Source organism: Ruegeria sp. CL5, from assembly GCF_056536485.1.
In genome coordinates, this window is record NZ_JBQFPS010000005.1 from 1 (window position 1) to 17,043 (window position 17,043).

Consider the following 17,043-nt stretch of genomic DNA (forward strand, 5'->3'; position numbering starts at 1 on the left):
CTGCGACGCCATGCTGTCGATCCGGGCGGAAGCACAGGACATCATCGACGGCAAGATCGACGCGGAAAACAACCCACTGAAAAACGCCCCACACACGGTGCGCGATCTGGTCGGCAACTGGGACCGCCCCTACACCCGCGAACAGGCCTGCTTCCCTCCGGGCGCGATGGGCGTCGACAAATACTGGTCCCCCGTCAATCGCGTCGACAACGCATATGGCGACCGAAACCTCATCTGCACATGCCCTCCAATGTCAGAATACGAAGAAGCCGCAGAGTAATACACAAACAAAAACCCGCCGGACTACCGGCGGGTTTTTCGCTCATCGGAAACCTCTGTCCCGATTTGATACCCTTTAAGATGTCGTTTTTAACGGTCGATGGGTCTTTTTCGCTTGCTGCAGGTGCGAAGGAGCCATACCCCTATCCGTGGGACACCCCTCCCCAACGAGGGGCGTGTATCTGGAAGGGTAATACAGATGACAATCGAACAACCGGCGACGCGGCCGGCCAATCCGCGTTTTTCTTCGGGCCCTTGTGCCAAACCTCCCACATTTGATCTGACCAAACTGGCGGATGCGGCCTTGAGCCGTTCGCATCGTGCTGCTGTTGGTAAGGACAAGCTGAAGGCGGCCATTGAAGGCACGCGCGAGATTCTGGGTATTCCAGCGGATTATCGCATCGGTATCGTTCCTGCGTCTGACACTGGCGCGGTTGAGATGGCGCTGTGGTCGCTTCTGGGTGAGCGCAAGGTCGAGATGCTGGCCTGGGAAAGCTTTGGCGCGGGTTGGGTGACCGATGTGGTCAAGCAGCTGAAAATCGACGCGGATGTGAAAACTGCCGATTACGGGCAAATCGTCGATCTCGCGTCCGTCGATTTCGCCAATGATGTAGTGTTTACTTGGAATGGTACCACCTCGGGTGTGCGGGTTCCGAATGGCGACTGGATTGCTAATGATCGTCAGGGTCTTACGATCTGTGACGCGACGTCGGCGGCCTTTGCGATGGATCTGCCTTGGGACAAGCTTGATGTGACCACTTTCAGTTGGCAGAAAGTGCTGGGTGGAGAGGCTGCGCATGGGATGCTAATCCTGTCGCCTCGCGCCGTTGAGCGGCTTGAAAACTATACCCCGGCATGGCCATTGCCGAAGATCTTCCGTCTGACAAAAGGGGGCAAGTTGATCGAGGGGATTTTCACCGGAGCAACGATCAACACGCCCTCGATGCTGGCGGTCGAAGACTATCTGTTCGCTTTGGACTGGGCGCGCTCGGTTGGCGGCTTGCAAGGCCTGATCGCCCGCGCGGATTCCAATGCGGGTGCGGTGCATGCGTTCTGCGATCAAAACGACTGGATCGGCAATTTGGCCGAGGACGTAGCGACACGTTCGAACACTTCAGTTTGTCTAAAGTTCACCGACGCGCGTATTCAGGATGGTTCGGCTTTTGCCAAGGCCGTGGCCAAACGGCTCGAAGCCGAAAACATCGCACTGGATATCGGTGCCTATCGCGATGCCCCTGCGGGTTTGCGCATCTGGTGCGGTGGCACGGTCGAGACCTCGGACATTGAGGCGATGTTGCCATGGCTCGCATGGGCCTTCGAGACCGAAATCGCGGCGCAGACTGAAGCTGCCTGATGTTATTGCCGGGCCACCCAAGGCCCGGCGCTTCCATACAATTCAAGGACCAAAGATATGGCCCCCAAAGTACTCGTATCTGACAAGCTCAGCGAAACCGCTGTGCAGATCTTCCGTGATCGCGGCATTGATGTGGATTTCATGCCCGATCTGGGTAAGGACAAAGACAAATTGGCCGAGTTGATCGGTCAGTATGACGGCCTCGCCATCCGTTCGGCCACCAAAGTCACGCCCACCATTCTTGATAAAGCCGACAAGCTGAAGGTCATTGGCCGTGCTGGGATCGGCACCGATAATATCGACAAGGATGCGGCGTCGAAAAAAGGTGTGATCGTGATGAACACGCCGTTTGGAAACATGATCACCACCGCCGAACATGCCATTGCGATGATGTTTGCGGTTGCACGGCAAATTCCCGAGGCCAGCACCTCGACCCATGCTGGCAAGTGGGAAAAATCCAAGTTCATGGGGATCGAACTGACCAACAAAACACTCGGCGTGATCGGCGCGGGTAATATCGGCGGCATCGTTTGCGAGCGTGCGCTGGGGCTAAAGATGAAGGTTGTCGCCTATGATCCCTATCTGGGCGAAGAGAAAGCCGCCAAGATGGGCGTAGAAAAGGTCGAGCTGGACGAGCTGCTGTCACGTGCTGACTTTATTACTCTGCACGTGCCGCTGACCGACCAGACTCGTAACATTCTGAGTCGCGAGAACCTTGCCAAAACCAAACCCGGTGTGCGCATTGTCAATTGCGCGCGCGGCGGTTTGGTCGACGAAGACGCGCTGGCGGAGGCGTTGCAGTCGGGACATGTCGCTGGGGCGGCTTTTGATGTGTTCAGCGAGGAGCCTGCCAAAGAGAACGCGCTGTTCAATCTGCCCAATGTTGTGTGCACACCTCACCTTGGCGCGGCAACGACCGAAGCGCAGGAGAACGTGGCGTTGCAGGTGGCCGAGCAGATTTCGAACTACCTGCTGACCGGCGCGGTAGAAAACGCGCTGAACATGCCAAGCGTTACGGCAGAAGAGGCCAAGGTCATGGGGCCGTGGATCAAGTTGGCTGGCCATTTGGGCAGTTTCATTGGTCAGATGACGGACGAACCGATCAAGGCGATCAACATCCTTTATGATGGTGTTGCGGCCGAGATGAACCTGGCGGCTCTGAACTGTTCGGTGGTCGCTGGTATCATGAAGAAATTCAACCCCGAGGTGAATATGGTTTCTGCTCCGGTCGTGGCCAAAGAGCGGGGGATCCAAATCTCGACCACCAATCAGGATAAGTCCGGAGCCTTTGAAGGCTATATCAAGGTGACCGTCGTGACCGGGAAACGCGAACGTTCGATCGGGGGAACCGTGTTCAGTGACGGCAAGCCGCGCTTTATTCAGATCAAAGGCATCAATATCGATGCCGAGGTTGGCGCCCACATGCTTTATACCACCAACGAGGATGTGCCGGGTATCATCGGTGCATTGGGGCAAACTATGGGCACGCATGGTGTGAACATTGCGAACTTTACCCTTGGTCGCGCTGAGGCGGGAGGCGAAGCGATCGCGCTGTTATACGTCGACGAACCAGTTCCGGCTGAAGCGCGCGCGCAGCTGGCGGAAACCGGTCTGTTTACCCAGATCAAGCCACTGGAGTTTGAGGTGGCCTGAGTGTCGCTGTTGAATTTCTGAAACAGATTGATGCCCGGGCTTATGCAAAGCGCGGGCATCGCCTTTTCAAAGAGTCGTATTTGCGTCAGAAGTGCAGCAATCGCAGATGCCCGAGGGGAACCAGATGACCAACCCGATCTACGCAATCGGTGATTTGCACGGGCGTGTGGACGAGTTTGACCGCGCATTGTCGCTGATCGAGCGCGATGGTGGTCAGGACGCCGAAATCGTGTTTTTGGGTGATTACGTCGATCGAGGCCCAGACAGCAGGGGCGTCATCGACCGTTTGATCGCGGGACGTGATGCAGGCAGGCGTTGGGTCACTCTGCTGGGCAATCATGACCGGATGTTTTCGTGGTTTTTGGAGGATGTGCCACGTCATGATCCGCATATGTTGGTGGGGTATCATTGGCTGCACGAGCGGTTGGGTGGTGTCGAAACACTTCAAAGCTATGACGTGTTCTTCGATCAGCAGACGCGCTTAGAGGATCTACATGCCATTGCACGGGGCGCGGTTCCTGTGGCGCATCGGATGTTTCTGCGGGGGCTCGTGGCCATGCATCAGACGCCAGAGATTGCGTTTGTTCACGCAGGTATCCGGCCCGGAATACCGCTGAGCGAACAACAGGAAAATGATCTGGTGTGGATCAGGCAGAGCTTTCACAATCACCGTGGCCCGCATCCGAAGCTTGTCGTCCATGGACATACGCCTGTGGATCAGGCGACGCATTATGGTAATCGCATCAATCTGGATAGCGGTGCGGGGTATGGCCGCCCGGTAGGCGTTGCGGTGTTTGAAGGTCGGGATTGCTGGTTGCTGACGGACAAGGGCCGCGTTGCGCTTTTGCCCTGACGATCAGGACTGTGTGAACAGGTCTTTGCAGCGGTCACGCAGGATGTTTTTTTGCACCTTGCCCATTGTATTGCGCGGCAGTTCGTTAAGCAGGATCAGTTGGCGGGGGTGTTTAAAACGGGCCAAAGCACCCTGTATCGTATCCATGATCGCTTCGATATCTGGCGTCTGACCGGGGGTCGGAACCAGAATGCCAACCGGGGTTTCTCCAAAATCCGGGTGGGGTACGCCGATCACCGCGCTTTCCAGCACGCCGGGTTGTTCATCCAGCAGCAGCTCGATCTCTTTAGGGTAAATGTTGTACCCGCCCGAGATGATCAGGTCTTTCCCGCGCCCGACGATATGGACATAGCCATCTTCATCGATCCGCCCCAGATCACCCGTGATGAAGAACCCGTCTTCGCGCAGTTCTGCGGCCGTCTTTTCGGGCATTTGCCAATAGCCCTGAAACACGTTCGGGCCGCGTACTTCGATGATACCGATTTCGCCATCCGGCAGTGTTTCTCTCGTGTCAGGGTCCGTGACCTTCAATTCGACATCTGGCAGGGGGAATCCAACGGTTCCTGCGCGACGCTCGCCGTCATAGGGGTTTGACGTGTTCATATTGGTTTCGGTCATGCCATAGCGTTCCAGAATGCGATGGCCCGTTCGGTCTTCGAATTGGACATGTGTTTCTGCCAGCAAGGGGGCAGAGCCTGAAATAAACAGCCGCATATCTTGGGTCAGCTGACGTGTGAACCGGTCGTCGCTTAGCAGCCGGGTGTAGAAGGTAGGCACGCCCATCATCGTTGTCGCCTGCGGCATCAGGCGCACCATGTCGTCCAGATCGAATTTCGGCAGAAAGATCATCGATCCACCCGAGGCGAGCATGACATTGGTCGCAACAAACAGCCCATGGGTGTGAAAAATTGGAAGTGCGTGGAGCAGCGCGTCGCTGTTGGTAAACCGCCACTCGTTTACCAGAGTCTCTGCGTTCGATAGCAGATTGGCTTGCGTCAGCATCGCCCCTTTCGAGCGTCCCGTCGTGCCCGAAGTATAGAGGAAAGCGGCCAGATCGTCCTCGGTCCGGCGGACCGGTTCAAAGGCAGGAAGCATCCCCAACGCACGCCGTGTCAGGCTGCCCGAACCGTCCGCGTTCAGCGTCTCTAACCGGGCGTTGTTCTTTTGTGCAATATCAGCAAGCCCAGCCTCGTTGGTCGCGTCGCAGACCACCAGAGATGCGCCGCTGTTTTCGATGAAATAGCTCAGCTCTTGCGTCGTGTAGCCGGTGTTCAGCGGAAGAAAGATCAGCCCGGCTTGCGCGCAGGCGGCATAAAGTGCCAGTGCTTCGGCGGATTTTTCCACCTGCACTGCGACACGGTCGCCCGGTTCCAGTTCCAGTCCGGTCAGCGCATTGGCCAAACGGGCTGCCGTGTCCAGAAACGCGGCATGGGTCAGTGTCTGACCATCGGCGAGATGCAGAAACGGCGTGTCCTTGCCCGCATGAATGCCAAACAAACGATCATAAAGCGGGTTGCCCATCCCGGTTTCCTTTCCATCCGACGCTGGAACTCTGTCTCGTAAATGGCAGGGGGTAAAGCCCGGAAAATCAGAATTCGGTGGTCATCCGGTAGCCCGCTGCAAAGTACATTTTGGCGAAGGTCACCGGCTGACCTTGCAGCCAGGTGATGCGCTCTGCTGTAAAGACGGGCTCTCCTTCGGACACATCCAAAAACCCGGCCAATGTGGTGTCAGCGCGGCTGGCTAGAAATGTCAGCTCGACATTTGTGAAAGGGACGGTTTGCACCAGCCAATCATTCGGTCCGATGCTTGAGAAATCGGCCTGTTCCACTTGCGGTACGCTGTCGATCACGATCCAGCGGTCCTCGAACTGAAAGGGTGTGTTGGTGGAAAAATGCATGCATCGCACATGCATGACTCGCTGATCCACGCGCAGGGCCAGACGAGCCGTCAGCCAATCGGGAGCAGTCTGTGTTTCATGCGATACCAGCGCATAGCGATAGGTGCCGCCCGCCGCTTCAATCTCATCACGGACCAGTGGAATGGTGAATCGTGCCTGACGCTGCGGAGCGCTGAGAACCCGGGTGCCCGCCTTTCGACGCCTTTCCAGAAACCCTTCATCCGCCAGTTCCCGCAGCGCACGGTTGACTGTGGTGCGGGTGCACGAAAATTCCACCGCAAGCTCTTGCTCATTGGGAAGCAGGGCATCCGGTTGCCATTCGCCGGATCGGATGCGTTGCAGGACGGTTTGCTTAATGTCTTTGTAGCTGGTGGTATCGCTTGTCTGGGTCATGATTCAAAGGTCCACCAGCAGGTCACTCATCGCCGCGCGATAATTGGCCAGGATCGCATCGCGGGCGATGTGCCGCCCGCCGCACACTTGATGTCGCCCGGCAGACCACAAATCGGTCACAGTTCCGTCTGGCGCCGCGAAGCAGAGCCCGTCAAGCAGTTGATCATCGCGCAGACTGCACAGAGCTGGGTGGCTGCGATCGATGGCAACCAGATCGGCAAGGTGACCCACAGCTAAATTTCCAGCCGCGCGCCCAAGGGCTTGCGCTCCACCTCGTGCGGCCCCGGTATAAAGAGCCTGACCAACCGATCCTTCGCCGCGCACCAAAACCGTGCGCGCTTTGTCACGCAACCTTTGGGAATATTCCAGCGTCCGCAACTCCTCGGGCAGTGAAATGCGTACATTCGAGTCTGATCCGACACCAAAGGCACCTCCGGCTTCGATATAGACGGCACCGTTGAAGATGCCATCGCCCAGATTGGCCTCAGTGATCGGGCAGAGACCGGCGACCGCTCCGGATTGGGCGAGGGCGCGGGTTTCATCGTCGGTCATGTGGGTGGCGTGGATCAGGCACCAGCGCTCGTTCACGTCTGCGTTGTTCAACAACCAATCCACCGGACGCTGACCCAGAGCGGCCTCGACATCCGCGACCTCCTTCTCTTGTTCCGAGATATGGATATGCACCGGGCCGTTAGGAGTTGCCTTGAGCACCTGCTGAAGGTCATCCGGTGAGGTCGCGCGCAAAGAATGCGGCGCGATGCCAATCTGACTATCTGCGTGGGGCAGAAGCGGTTGGCATTCTTCAGTAAGCTGCAAAAACCGATCCACATCATTGCTGAAGCGTAACTGACCACCTGCCAACGGCTCTTGTTTGACGCCGCCATAGGTGTAGAGCACCGGCAGATGCGTCAGGCCAATCCCGGTTTGGCTTGCTGCCGAAAAGATGCTCTGGCTCAGCTCGGAAAGCTGCGTATAGGGCGCACCGCCGGGTTGGTGGTGGACATAGTGAAATTCCCCGACCGAGGCATACCCGGCCTCCTGCATTTCCATGAAAACCAGTGCAGCGATGGCTTCGATGTGCTCTGGGGTGAGGCGATCCAGAAAGCGGTACATCAGGGTGCGCCAGGTCCAAAAGCTTTCGCGCCCGGCAGCGCGGGTTTCGGTCATACCGGCCATGGCGCGCTGAAAGGCGTGGCTGTGCAGGTTGGCCAAAGCGGGAAGCAGGACATCGACACGGGTGTCGCTTGGATGGGCGTCTTTCCCGCGTTCCAGCTTCGTGATCCGGCCGTGTTCGATTTCAACCCGAAGATCGCTAACCCAGTCAGAGCCTAACAGGGCCGTTTTGGCATGAACCGTCATCGCAATTCCATTTTGTGTAGACTTTATGTATTTACCCGTATACGAAAAAATCAAGCGCAGGGGGAGCCCAAAAGAATCGCCATGACAAAAAAAACCGTTCTTTGCTGTAAACAGGTGGCCACTATGGGGGGCGACCAGCCCTATGGGATGATTGAGGATGGCGCGATAGCCGTCGAAGGATCACAGATCGTCTGGGTGGGCAGTCAATCTGAAGTTCCAGCAGCTTATGCTAAATGGCAGCGTGTTGATTACGGTGACCGACTGATCACGCCCGGGCTGATTGATGCCCACACCCATGTAGTATTCGGCGGTAACCGCGCGGTAGAGTTCGAGATGCGCCTAAACGGAGCGACCTACGAGGAAATCGCGCGCGCGGGCGGGGGCATCCTGTCGACCGTAAACGGGACGCGAGCTGCCTCGGAAGATGAACTGCTTGCAGGTGCTCTTCCGCGCGTGGATGCGCTGTTGGCCGAATGTGTGTCCTGCATCGAAGTGAAATCCGGCTATGGGCTCGATGCCGGATCTGAACTGCGCATGCTGCGTGCCGCGCGCCGGATTGCGCAGGAGCGGCCCGTTCGGGTTAAGACCAGCTTTCTGGGCGCACATGCCACTCCGCCGGAATATGCGGGCCGCGACGATGCCTATATCGATGAGGTTTGTATTCCGACTCTACGCGCGGCCCATGCCGAAGGACTGGTGGACGCCGTGGATGGGTTCTGCGAAGGCATTGCCTTTGACCCCGCACAGATCGAACGGGTTTTTGTTGTCGCGCAAGAGCTTGACTTGCCGGTGAAGCTGCATGCTGAGCAGTTGTCTAACCTCGGCGGGGCAAAGCTGGCGGCAGCCTACGGGGCGCTGTCCGCTGATCATATCGAATATCTGGACGCAGACGGCGTTGCCGCCATGGCCACCGCCGGAACGGTTGCGGTCCTTCTGCCCGGCGCATTCTACACGCTGCGCGAGACGCAGATGCCGCCAGTTGAGATGTTGCGCCAGCAGAATGTGCCAATGGCGCTGGCGACCGATTGCAATCCGGGGTCATCACCGCTGACCTCTCTGCTTTTGACGATGAACATGGGTTGCACCTTGTTTCGCATGACACCCGAGGAAGCCCTGGCAGGTGTCACCCGCGTCGCGGCCCGCGCTTTGGGTCTGGATGATACGGGCATGATCGCACCCGGTTTGCGTGCTGATCTCGCTGTTTGGGACATCTCCCATCCGGCCGAACTGTCCTATCGCATCGGTTTCAACCCGCTGCACAAACGTATTTTTGGAGGTGAGGAATGACTCCCCTACCGCTCACTCCGGGCCAGGTGTCGCTGGATCAATTGGCCGAGATTTATTGGACCGAGGCCGCGATCTCGTTGGATGATGCCTGCCGACCCAAGGTAGACGCCGCTGCGGCTCGTATAGCGCAAGCCGCCGAAGGGACTGAGCCCGTCTATGGCGTGAATACCGGCTTCGGTAAGCTGGCGAGCCATAAGATTGCGGCCAAGGACACCTCGACCCTGCAGCGCAACCTGATCCTCAGCCATTGTTGCGGGGTGGGCCCTGCGGTGCCGCGTCGTCTGGCGCGGCTGATGATGTCGCTCAAGCTGCTGTCCTTCGGGCGCGGAGCGTCGGGGGTTCGCTGGGAGCTTGTCGAATTGTTGCAACAAATGCTGGCCCGCGGTGTGACACCTGTGATCCCGGCGCAGGGTTCGGTCGGCGCATCAGGAGATCTTGCGCCGCTTGCCCATATGACCGCAGTTGTGATTGGCGAGGGCGAGGCTGAGGTAAATGGCTCCGTTATGCCGGGTGCGGCGGCCTTGAAAACAGTTGGCTTAGAGGCGATTCAACTTGGCCCAAAGGAAGGTCTCGCGTTCATCAACGGGACGCAATTTTCGACCGCCTTTGCGCTGGCCGGTTTGTTCGAGGGCTGGCGTTCGGCGCAAAACGCGTTGGTGATTTCGGCGGCCTCAACGGATGCGATCATGGGCTCCACCGCCCCTCTGCAACCCGAAATTCACGCGCTGCGCGGCCATCGCGGCCAGATCGAGGCGGCGGCGGCAATGCGGGCCACTTTGGACGGCTCTGAAATCCGCGAAAGCCATCGCGATGGGGATACTCGCGTTCAGGACCCATACTGCATTCGTTGCCAGCCACAGGTGACGGGCGCGGCGATGGACGTAATCCGGCAAGCTGCCGCAACACTGGTGATCGAGGCCAACGCGGCCACCGACAATCCGCTGGTTTTGACCGATCCGGACGCCATTGTCTCGGGCGGAAACTTCCACGCTGAGCCGGTGGGTTTTGCCGCCGATATGATCGCGCTGGCCCTGTCTGAAATTGGAGCAATCGCGCAACGTCGGATCGCGCTGATGGTCGATCCTGCGCTCAGCTTTGATCTGCCCCCGTTCCTGACGCCAGAGCCAGGGCTGAACTCGGGCCTGATGATCGCCGAGGTCACTACGGCCGCTCTGATGAGCGAAAACAAGCACCTGGCCAACCCTTGCGTGACAGACAGCACGCCGACATCGGCCAACCAGGAAGACCACGTCTCGATGGCTGCCCACGGGGCGCGGCGGCTGAGCCGGATGGTGGATAATCTGAACTATATATTGGGGATCGAACTGCTGTGCGCCGCACAAGGCATCGAATTCCGCGCGCCTTTGGCGACCAGCAAAGCGCTGACCAGCGTGATTGGGCGTTTGCGCGAGGATATTCCGTCGCTAGGCGATGATCGCTATCTGGCGCCAGAATTAGAAACCGCGAAGTCGCTGGTCGAAGGCGGCGCTATTCTACAGGCGGCTGCTCTGACTATGCCGGAGCTGTCGTGATGCAGGTTTTCAGCGTTCAGCGTGGCGATGGGCCTATCGTTCTGGGGCAGCCGCATGGCGGCACGTTTGTACCCGACGACATCGCCGCGCGACTGAATGCGAACGGGCAAATTTTGGCGGATACGGATTGGCACATCAATAAGCTCTACGATGGGTTGGTGGCCAATGCGACGGTCGTGCAATCCCATATCCACCGTTATGTGATCGACGCCAACCGAGATCCTGCGGGCGCATCATTATATCCGGGGCAGAACACGACAACATTGGTGCCATTGACCGATTTTGACGGTCAGACGATCTGGGCAGAGGGGCAGGAGCCCTCAGCCGATGAGATTGAAGCGCGACGCATCGCCTACCACGCGCCCTACCACAACGCGCTTGGGCAAGAGCTTGAAAGGGTGCGTGCAAAACACGGGGTTGCGATCCTGTTTGACTGCCATTCGATCCGCAGCAAGATCCCGTTTCTGTTCGAAGGCACCCTGCCGGATATGAACATCGGCACCGATGGCGGTGTGACCTGTGCCCCCGACATTGAGTCCGCGGCTTACGAATTTTCGCACTCCTCCCCCTACAGCACCGTACTGAATGGGCGATTCCGAGGAGGCTGGACGACCCGCCACTATGGCCGACCGAATGAAGGCCAACACGCAATCCAGATGGAGCTGGCGCAATCCACCTATCTGTCCACCGAGACCCCTCCGTGGGCGTTTGACGAGAAGAAAGCCAACCGTCTGCGCCGCTGGCTGGTGGATATTCTCGACGCCATCCAAGACACCGCATTGGAGCATTAACCATGACCGATCCTCGCAAGAATACCCGCGATATCTATCCGCCGACCGGCCCCGAGTTGAACGCAAAAAGCTGGGTGACCGAAGCACCATTGCGGATGATGATGAACAACCTGCATCCGGACGTGGCCGAAAACCCGCATGAGCTGGTGGTTTATGGAGGCATCGGTCGCGCGGCGCGGACATGGAACGATTTCGACCGGATCGTCGCAGGGCTGAAGGATCTCGAAGAGGATGAAACCCTGATCGTCCAGTCGGGCAAACCGGTGGCGATCATCCGCACCCACAAGGATGCGCCGCGCGTTTTGATCGCCAACTCGAACATCGTGCCGCACTGGGCCAATTGGGATCATTTTAACGAGCTCGATAAGAAGGGCTTGATGATGTACGGCCAGATGACGGCTGGGTCGTGGATCTATATCGGCACGCAGGGTATCGTTCAGGGCACCTATGAGACTTTTGCCGAGGCCGGCCGTCAGCACTATGGCGGTGACCTGACCGGCAAGTGGATTCTAACCGGTGGTCTGGGCGGCATGGGTGGCGCGCAGCCTCTTGCAGCGGTGTTTGCCGGGGCCAGTTGTCTGGCGGTTGAGTGCAATCCAGACTCGATTGATTTCCGCCTGCGAACCAAATATCTCGACGAGAAAGCCGAAACGCTGGACGAAGCGCTTGAGATGATTGACCGCTGGACCAAGGCGGGCGAGGCGAAATCGGTGGGACTATTGGGTAACGCGGCTGAGGTGTTTCCTGAGATTTACGCGCGGATGCAGGCGGGTGGAATGCGCCCCGATATTGTCACTGACCAAACCAGCGCCCACGACCCGATCAATGGGTACCTGCCGATCGGCTGGAGCATGGCGCAGTGGAAGGACAAGCGTGAAACTGATCCTAAATCGGTTGAAAAAGCCGCCCGTGCCTCGATGAAACAGCATGTCGCTGCAATGGTCGATTTCTGGAACGCGGGCGTTCCGACGCTGGATTACGGCAACAACATCCGTCAGGTGGCGCAGGATGAAGGCTTGGAGAATGCCTTTGCCTTCCCCGGCTTTGTGCCCGCCTATATCCGGCCGCTGTTCTGCAAGGGCATCGGCCCGTTCCGCTGGTGTGCATTGTCGGGTGACCCCGAGGATATCTACAAGACCGACGCCAAGATGAAGGAATTGTTCCCCGAGAACGAGCACCTGCATCGCTGGCTGGACATGGCGCAAGAACGCATCGCGTTTCAGGGTCTGCCCGCACGTATTTGCTGGATCGGTCTTGGGGATCGCCATCGCGCTGGGTTGGCGTTCAACGAAATGGTCGCCAATGGCGAGCTGAAAGCACCGGTTGTTATTGGGCGAGACCATCTGGATTCGGGCTCGGTCGCCAGCCCGAACCGCGAGACCGAGGCAATGCTGGATGGCTCGGACGCTGTGTCGGACTGGCCTCTGTTGAACGCTCTGATCAATACGGCAAGTGGCGCGACATGGGTTTCGCTGCATCACGGCGGCGGCGTTGGCATGGGCTTCAGCCAGCACGCGGGTGTGGTGATCTGTGCAGATGGCACCGAAGATGCCGCACGGCGCTTGGAGCGGGTTCTGTGGAACGATCCCGCCTCGGGGGTCTGGCGTCACGCGGATGCGGGGTACGAGATCGCAAAGGACTGCGCCCGCGAGCATGGGCTGCGGCTGCCCGGTATTCTGGGTTAGACCAAACTGCCTCTGGTGAAAATGCTGCACCTGCGATATCTCGCAGGTGCGCAAATCGGAGGCCTGACATGTACGTAGCCACTCTGCTGACCAACCCGGCGACCCCTTCGCTGGAGGCAACGCTGGTCGAGTCCTTGCGGAACGCTTGGGGCGGTGGTGATGCGAACTGGCTGAGCCCGGATGAGGCGGCCGAGTTTTCCTTGCCAGATATTCCCGACAATCGCTGGGACGTATGGGCCGACTTGCAGCAGATTGGCGTCGATCTGGTCGTGCAGAAGGCCGAAGCCCGCCGGAAAAAGATGCTGTTGGCCGATATGGACAGCACCATAATACAGCAGGAATGTATTGATGAATTGGCTGACGAGGCCGGTGTGGGCGATCGGGTCAAGGACATCACTGCGCGCGCGATGAACGGCGAACTGGATTTCGAAGGTGCGCTGACCGAGCGCGTCGGCCTGTTGAAGGGGCTGGATGAAGGTGTGATCGGCAAGGTTCTTGACGAACGGATCACGCTGATGCCCGGAGGTAAGGCGTTGCTGGCCACGATGCGCGCGAATGGGGCCTATGCAGCGCTGGTGTCGGGTGGGTTCACAGCCTTTACGGCCAAGGTAGCCGAAGCGCTTGGGTTTGATGAGAACCGGGCGAATACATTGCTGGCAGAGGATGGCAAGCTTACCGGCGACGTAAAACGGCCCATTCTGGGGCGACAGGCCAAAATCGAGGCATTGGAGCAGATCACGGCCAGCCTTGGCATTTCAGAAAGTGATGCAATCGCTGTTGGTGACGGGGCCAATGATCTTGGCATGTTGGGCCGGGCGGGGACGGGTGTCGCGTTGCACGCCAAGCCTTCGGTCGCTGCCGAATGCGACGTGCGCATCAATCACGGTGATCTGACGGCGTTGTTGTATCTGCAGGGCTACAGCAGGTCAGAGTTTCAAGGCCTCTAAAGGGCTTCCTTTAATTTAACGTATGTGTTAAATAAAGCCATGAACACGCTTCTGACCGCATTCTCCGCCTTGTCTGATGCCACTCGGTTCTCGATTGTCGAGCAACTGATGGACGAAGGCGAGCTGCCCGTCGGCGACCTGATTGAAGGCAAGGGCATGTCAGGGGCTGCGATCTCGCGTCACCTGAAGGTCCTGCGCGAGGCCGGGCTAGTGCAACAACGGGTGCGCGGCACGCAGCGGATGTATTCGGTGCAGCCCGAGGGTCTACGTGCAATTGCCGAGTGGACGATTTCGAAACGACATTTCTGGGAAAGCAGTCTCGACCGTTTGGGCGAGCTTATTGAAAGGGAAAACTCATGGCCGAGCTGAAACTGGAACGAGATTTTCCCGTCAGTCCCGAGGACCTGTTCGCATGGGTCAGCGACGGCGCAAAACTGCTGCAATGGTGGGGCCCCGAGGGTTTGCATGTGCCGGAACATGATCTCGATTTTTCTCGCATTGGTCCGTGGTATTCGGTGATGCAGAATGGCGAGGGCCAGCAATTCAAGGTTTCGGGGCACGTCACTCATATCGATCGGCCAAAATCGGTTGGATTTACATGGGCATGGCACGACGATCAGGATCAGCGCGGTGCCGAAAGCCATGTGACCTTTTCGGTTTCCGCAACCGACAGCGGATCACGGCTGGTGGTCGATCATCGCGAGCTTGTCGATGCCGAGTCGGCCACGAACCACAACGAAGGCTGGACGTCTTCGCTGCGCAAGCTCGAAGCCCTTTGCACATAGGTTTTCATCAGGGAGGAGCGATATGCCCCAATATTTGTTTGTTTATCACGGGGGCCACACCCCAACCGATCCCGCTGAGGTCGAGGCGACCATGGCCGCTTGGGGTGCCTGGTTTCAGGACATTGGCGGTTCGCTTGAGATTCCCGGAAATCCTGTGGGTCAATCCTATACGGTCAGCAGTGGCGGGGTCGAAGACAATGGCGGCGCCAATCCGGCCTCGGGGTTTACGGTTGTAAAGGCTGATAGCATCGAAGCCGCAACCGCGATGGCCAAGGGCTGCCCGATGGTGGTGAACGGCTCAGGCTCAGTCGAAGTGGCCGAGGTGCACGAGATCGAGATGTAAGTCTTAGCCGGGGAAGTCCGGCGCTGGCTTGATCACACCACATTCCAGCCCGCGACGGCTGTATTGCGTGGCGTTCATGAATTTGCGGGTGGCCGGGTGATCGGCCGCCAGCACGCCCAAGCTTACCAGAATGGCCGCGATGGCGCATTCGCTGGCGCGGGTCGTGCCATCCGTGATTTTCAGCGCTACACCCATTCTCTTCTCGGGAATGATGGCGACAAAGACGGCTTCGGCCCCTGTTTTGATTGCCACGCGTCCATTCATCGCGCGCATTAATTCGGTACAGGCGCGGGTTTCTCCGGCGATAAGTTCGGGGTGCTTCACCATCGCCGCCGTAAGCTGCGATGCTGCTTCGCTGGAGCGGTCTGACCGGTCAGCGGCTGACGCAAACCACGCCATTGATCGCGCAAGTCCGACCAGGGACGTCGCAAAATTCGGGGCTGAACAGCCATCGATCCCAAAGGTCGGGCTCGTCTCACTTGTGGTCTCTTCGATGGCAGACAGGCAGGCCTGCTGAACCGGGTGATCGATTTCAAGATATTCAGGCCCAGCCCCCATATGCTGCGCCAAAGTCAGGAAACCGCAATGCTTGCCTGAGCAATTGTTGTGTATCTGGCAGGGCGTATCGTCCGCCAGGATGAGTCCGTCTCGGGCTGCCATGTCAGCGGGTTCCTGCGGGCCGCAGCGCAGATCGGGCTCGGACAGGCCGAGGTGATCGAGCCATGCGGACACGCGATCGGTATGGATATGCGCCCCGTTATGCGAGGCACAGGCCAGTGCCAGATGTTCGCTGTTCAAACCGTATTTCGCCGCCGCACCCGAGGTGATCAACGGCAGGGCCTGGATCATTTTAGCCGAGGAACGGGGATAGATTATCGCGTTCGGATCCCCCCAACTGCGCACGATCTGACCACTATCGTCACAGATCACTGCGTGACCCAGATGCAGGCTCTCTAATAGCGATCCGCGCCAGAGTTCTGTCATCGGTACGGCTTGTGTCATGTCCACCCCATAAATCATGCGCAAAAATCTGCCAATCGCCCTTTCGCCTGTGGCGAAACCTGCGTTAGTGTGTGTATGTCGACAATCATCGGAATACGCAACTGAACAGACGAACCGGCAGGGTTCGCACGCATGTCCGATGGGTATGAGGTATTAGGTCGGGCTAGGAGGCTGGACAGATGGGACTAAAGCTCGTTCGCGTGATCGCGGGCCTGTGTATGGCAGGAATGGCGACAACGGCAATTGCTCAGCAGGCGACCAGTACGAACCGCGTCGCGGCAAAGACCGATTGGAGCGTGTTTGTCGAAGAAGACCCCACCGAATGCTGGAGCGTTTCCGCGCCCAAGGAAACAGTGAACACACGCGGTGGCCGCGTCGTTTCTGTGCGGCGCAGCGATATCCTGCTGTTTGTGTTCTACCGCCCAAATGCTGAGGTCAAAGGGCAAGTGACCTTTACCGGCGGCTATCCGTTTGCCTCTGGATCGACTGTCAATCTACTTGTCGATGGCAGCGAATTCGAACTGTTCACGGATGGCGAATGGGCGTGGCCTGCAACCGCCTCGGACGATGCCAAGATCGTCACGGCTATGAAGCGCGGAAGCGAAGCCGTGCTGACTGCCCGTTCGGAACGTGGAACACAGACCAAAGATACGTTCTCATTGCTGGGTTTCACGGCCGCGATCGAAGACGCTGAAAAGCGCTGCACGAACTGATGTGCATACAGATAGGACCTTGAAGCCCCGCTATCCGGCGGGGTTTTCTACGTATGGGTAGATCTTTTGGATTTATTGGAAATTTACTCAACGTCGGAATGTGTTTTTGATCCTTGTCAAAGCCGACTTCACAAATTTCTGAACTAATCAGTTTAGATCAATTTGAG

17 protein-coding genes are annotated in these 17,043 nt (G+C 58.2%); 13 read left to right on the plus strand and 4 right to left on the minus strand.

Annotated features, from left to right (window positions below):
* The 4 genes from ACR0IU_RS09895 to ACR0IU_RS09910 all read left to right on the plus strand — a co-directional run.
* On the plus strand, nucleotides 1-280 hold a 280-nt coding region (locus ACR0IU_RS09895), incomplete at its 5' end, for a hypothetical protein (protein WP_480716130.1).
* Between the two features lie 198 nt (nucleotides 281-478).
* Nucleotides 479-1,633 (plus strand): phosphoserine transaminase, encoded by a 1,155-nt coding sequence (locus ACR0IU_RS09900; RefSeq protein ID WP_480716131.1) that lies wholly within the window; start codon nucleotides 479-481, stop codon nucleotides 1,631-1,633.
* Between the two features lie 57 nt (nucleotides 1,634-1,690).
* The gene (gene serA / locus ACR0IU_RS09905) at nucleotides 1,691-3,286 is read left to right on the plus strand and encodes a phosphoglycerate dehydrogenase (RefSeq protein WP_480716132.1); all 1,596 of its coding nucleotides are present in this window, start codon (nucleotides 1,691-1,693) and stop codon (nucleotides 3,284-3,286) included.
* 124 nt (nucleotides 3,287-3,410) lie between these two features.
* A complete protein-coding gene (locus tag ACR0IU_RS09910) occupies nucleotides 3,411-4,139 on the plus strand; it encodes a metallophosphoesterase family protein (protein ID WP_480716133.1) in 729 nt (242 codons plus the stop codon).
* 3 nt (nucleotides 4,140-4,142) lie between these two features.
* Here the strand turns inward: ACR0IU_RS09910 and ACR0IU_RS09915 are convergent, their stop codons facing one another.
* The 3 genes from ACR0IU_RS09915 to ACR0IU_RS09925 all read right to left on the minus strand — a co-directional run bounded on the left by ACR0IU_RS09915 (nucleotide 4,143) and on the right by ACR0IU_RS09925 (nucleotide 7,791).
* Nucleotides 4,143-5,660 carry a malonate--CoA ligase gene (locus ACR0IU_RS09915; RefSeq protein WP_480716134.1) on the minus strand — a complete coding sequence of 506 codons (1,518 nt, stop codon included), beginning with the start codon at nucleotides 5,658-5,660 and terminating at the stop codon, nucleotides 4,143-4,145.
* A 67-nt stretch (nucleotides 5,661-5,727) separates the two neighbouring features.
* Entirely contained in the window at nucleotides 5,728-6,432 is a 705-nt protein-coding gene (locus ACR0IU_RS09920; RefSeq protein WP_170780901.1) for a GntR family transcriptional regulator, read from the minus strand.
* 3 nt (nucleotides 6,433-6,435) lie between these two features.
* A complete protein-coding gene (locus ACR0IU_RS09925) occupies nucleotides 6,436-7,791 on the minus strand; it encodes a formimidoylglutamate deiminase (protein ID WP_480716135.1) in 1,356 nt (451 codons plus the stop codon).
* Nucleotides 7,792-7,872: 81 nt separating this feature from the next.
* Here ACR0IU_RS09925 and hutI point away from each other — a divergent pair, with 81 nt between their 5' ends.
* The 8 genes from hutI (at nucleotide 7,873) to ACR0IU_RS09965 (ending at nucleotide 15,161) form a co-directional block, all read left to right on the plus strand.
* Nucleotides 7,873-9,078, plus strand: a complete 1,206-nt coding sequence (gene hutI, locus ACR0IU_RS09930; protein WP_480716136.1) for an imidazolonepropionase — start codon at nucleotides 7,873-7,875, stop codon at nucleotides 9,076-9,078.
* On the plus strand, nucleotides 9,075-10,610 hold the full coding sequence (gene hutH, locus ACR0IU_RS09935) for a histidine ammonia-lyase (protein ID WP_480716137.1): 1,536 nt from the start codon (nucleotides 9,075-9,077) through the stop codon (nucleotides 10,608-10,610). Before hutI ends, hutH begins: the two co-directional genes overlap by 4 nt.
* On the plus strand, nucleotides 10,610-11,401 hold the full coding sequence (gene hutG, locus ACR0IU_RS09940; protein ID WP_480716138.1) for an N-formylglutamate deformylase: 792 nt from the start codon (nucleotides 10,610-10,612) through the stop codon (nucleotides 11,399-11,401). Before hutH ends, hutG begins: the two co-directional genes overlap by 1 nt.
* Before the next feature lie 2 nt (nucleotides 11,402-11,403).
* The gene (gene hutU / locus ACR0IU_RS09945; protein WP_170780896.1) at nucleotides 11,404-13,086 is read left to right on the plus strand and encodes a urocanate hydratase; all 1,683 of its coding nucleotides are present in this window, start codon (nucleotides 11,404-11,406) and stop codon (nucleotides 13,084-13,086) included.
* Between the two features lie 68 nt (nucleotides 13,087-13,154).
* A complete protein-coding gene (serB, locus tag ACR0IU_RS09950; RefSeq protein ID WP_480716139.1) occupies nucleotides 13,155-14,033 on the plus strand; it encodes a phosphoserine phosphatase SerB in 879 nt (292 codons plus the stop codon).
* 39 nt (nucleotides 14,034-14,072) lie between these two features.
* On the plus strand, nucleotides 14,073-14,402 hold the full coding sequence (locus tag ACR0IU_RS09955; protein ID WP_480456543.1) for an ArsR/SmtB family transcription factor: 330 nt from the start codon (nucleotides 14,073-14,075) through the stop codon (nucleotides 14,400-14,402).
* A complete protein-coding gene (locus ACR0IU_RS09960; protein ID WP_480716140.1) occupies nucleotides 14,390-14,818 on the plus strand; it encodes an SRPBCC family protein in 429 nt (142 codons plus the stop codon). The genes ACR0IU_RS09955 and ACR0IU_RS09960 overlap by 13 nt, the downstream gene beginning before the upstream one ends.
* A 22-nt stretch (nucleotides 14,819-14,840) precedes the next feature.
* Nucleotides 14,841-15,161, plus strand: coding sequence for a YciI family protein (locus ACR0IU_RS09965; protein WP_170590088.1), 321 nt, complete (start codon nucleotides 14,841-14,843; stop codon nucleotides 15,159-15,161).
* Between the two features lie 3 nt (nucleotides 15,162-15,164).
* On the opposite strand, the gene ACR0IU_RS09970 is transcribed toward ACR0IU_RS09965, so the two are convergent.
* The gene (locus ACR0IU_RS09970) at nucleotides 15,165-16,163 is read right to left on the minus strand and encodes an asparaginase (RefSeq protein ID WP_480716141.1); all 999 of its coding nucleotides are present in this window, start codon (nucleotides 16,161-16,163) and stop codon (nucleotides 15,165-15,167) included.
* 179 nt (nucleotides 16,164-16,342) lie between these two features.
* On the opposite strand from ACR0IU_RS09970, the gene ACR0IU_RS09975 reads away from it, so the two are divergent.
* Complete coding sequence (locus tag ACR0IU_RS09975; protein ID WP_010440673.1) at nucleotides 16,343-16,876, plus strand: invasion associated locus B family protein; 534 nt, start codon at nucleotides 16,343-16,345, stop codon at nucleotides 16,874-16,876.
* Nucleotides 16,877-17,043 lie beyond the last annotated feature (167 nt).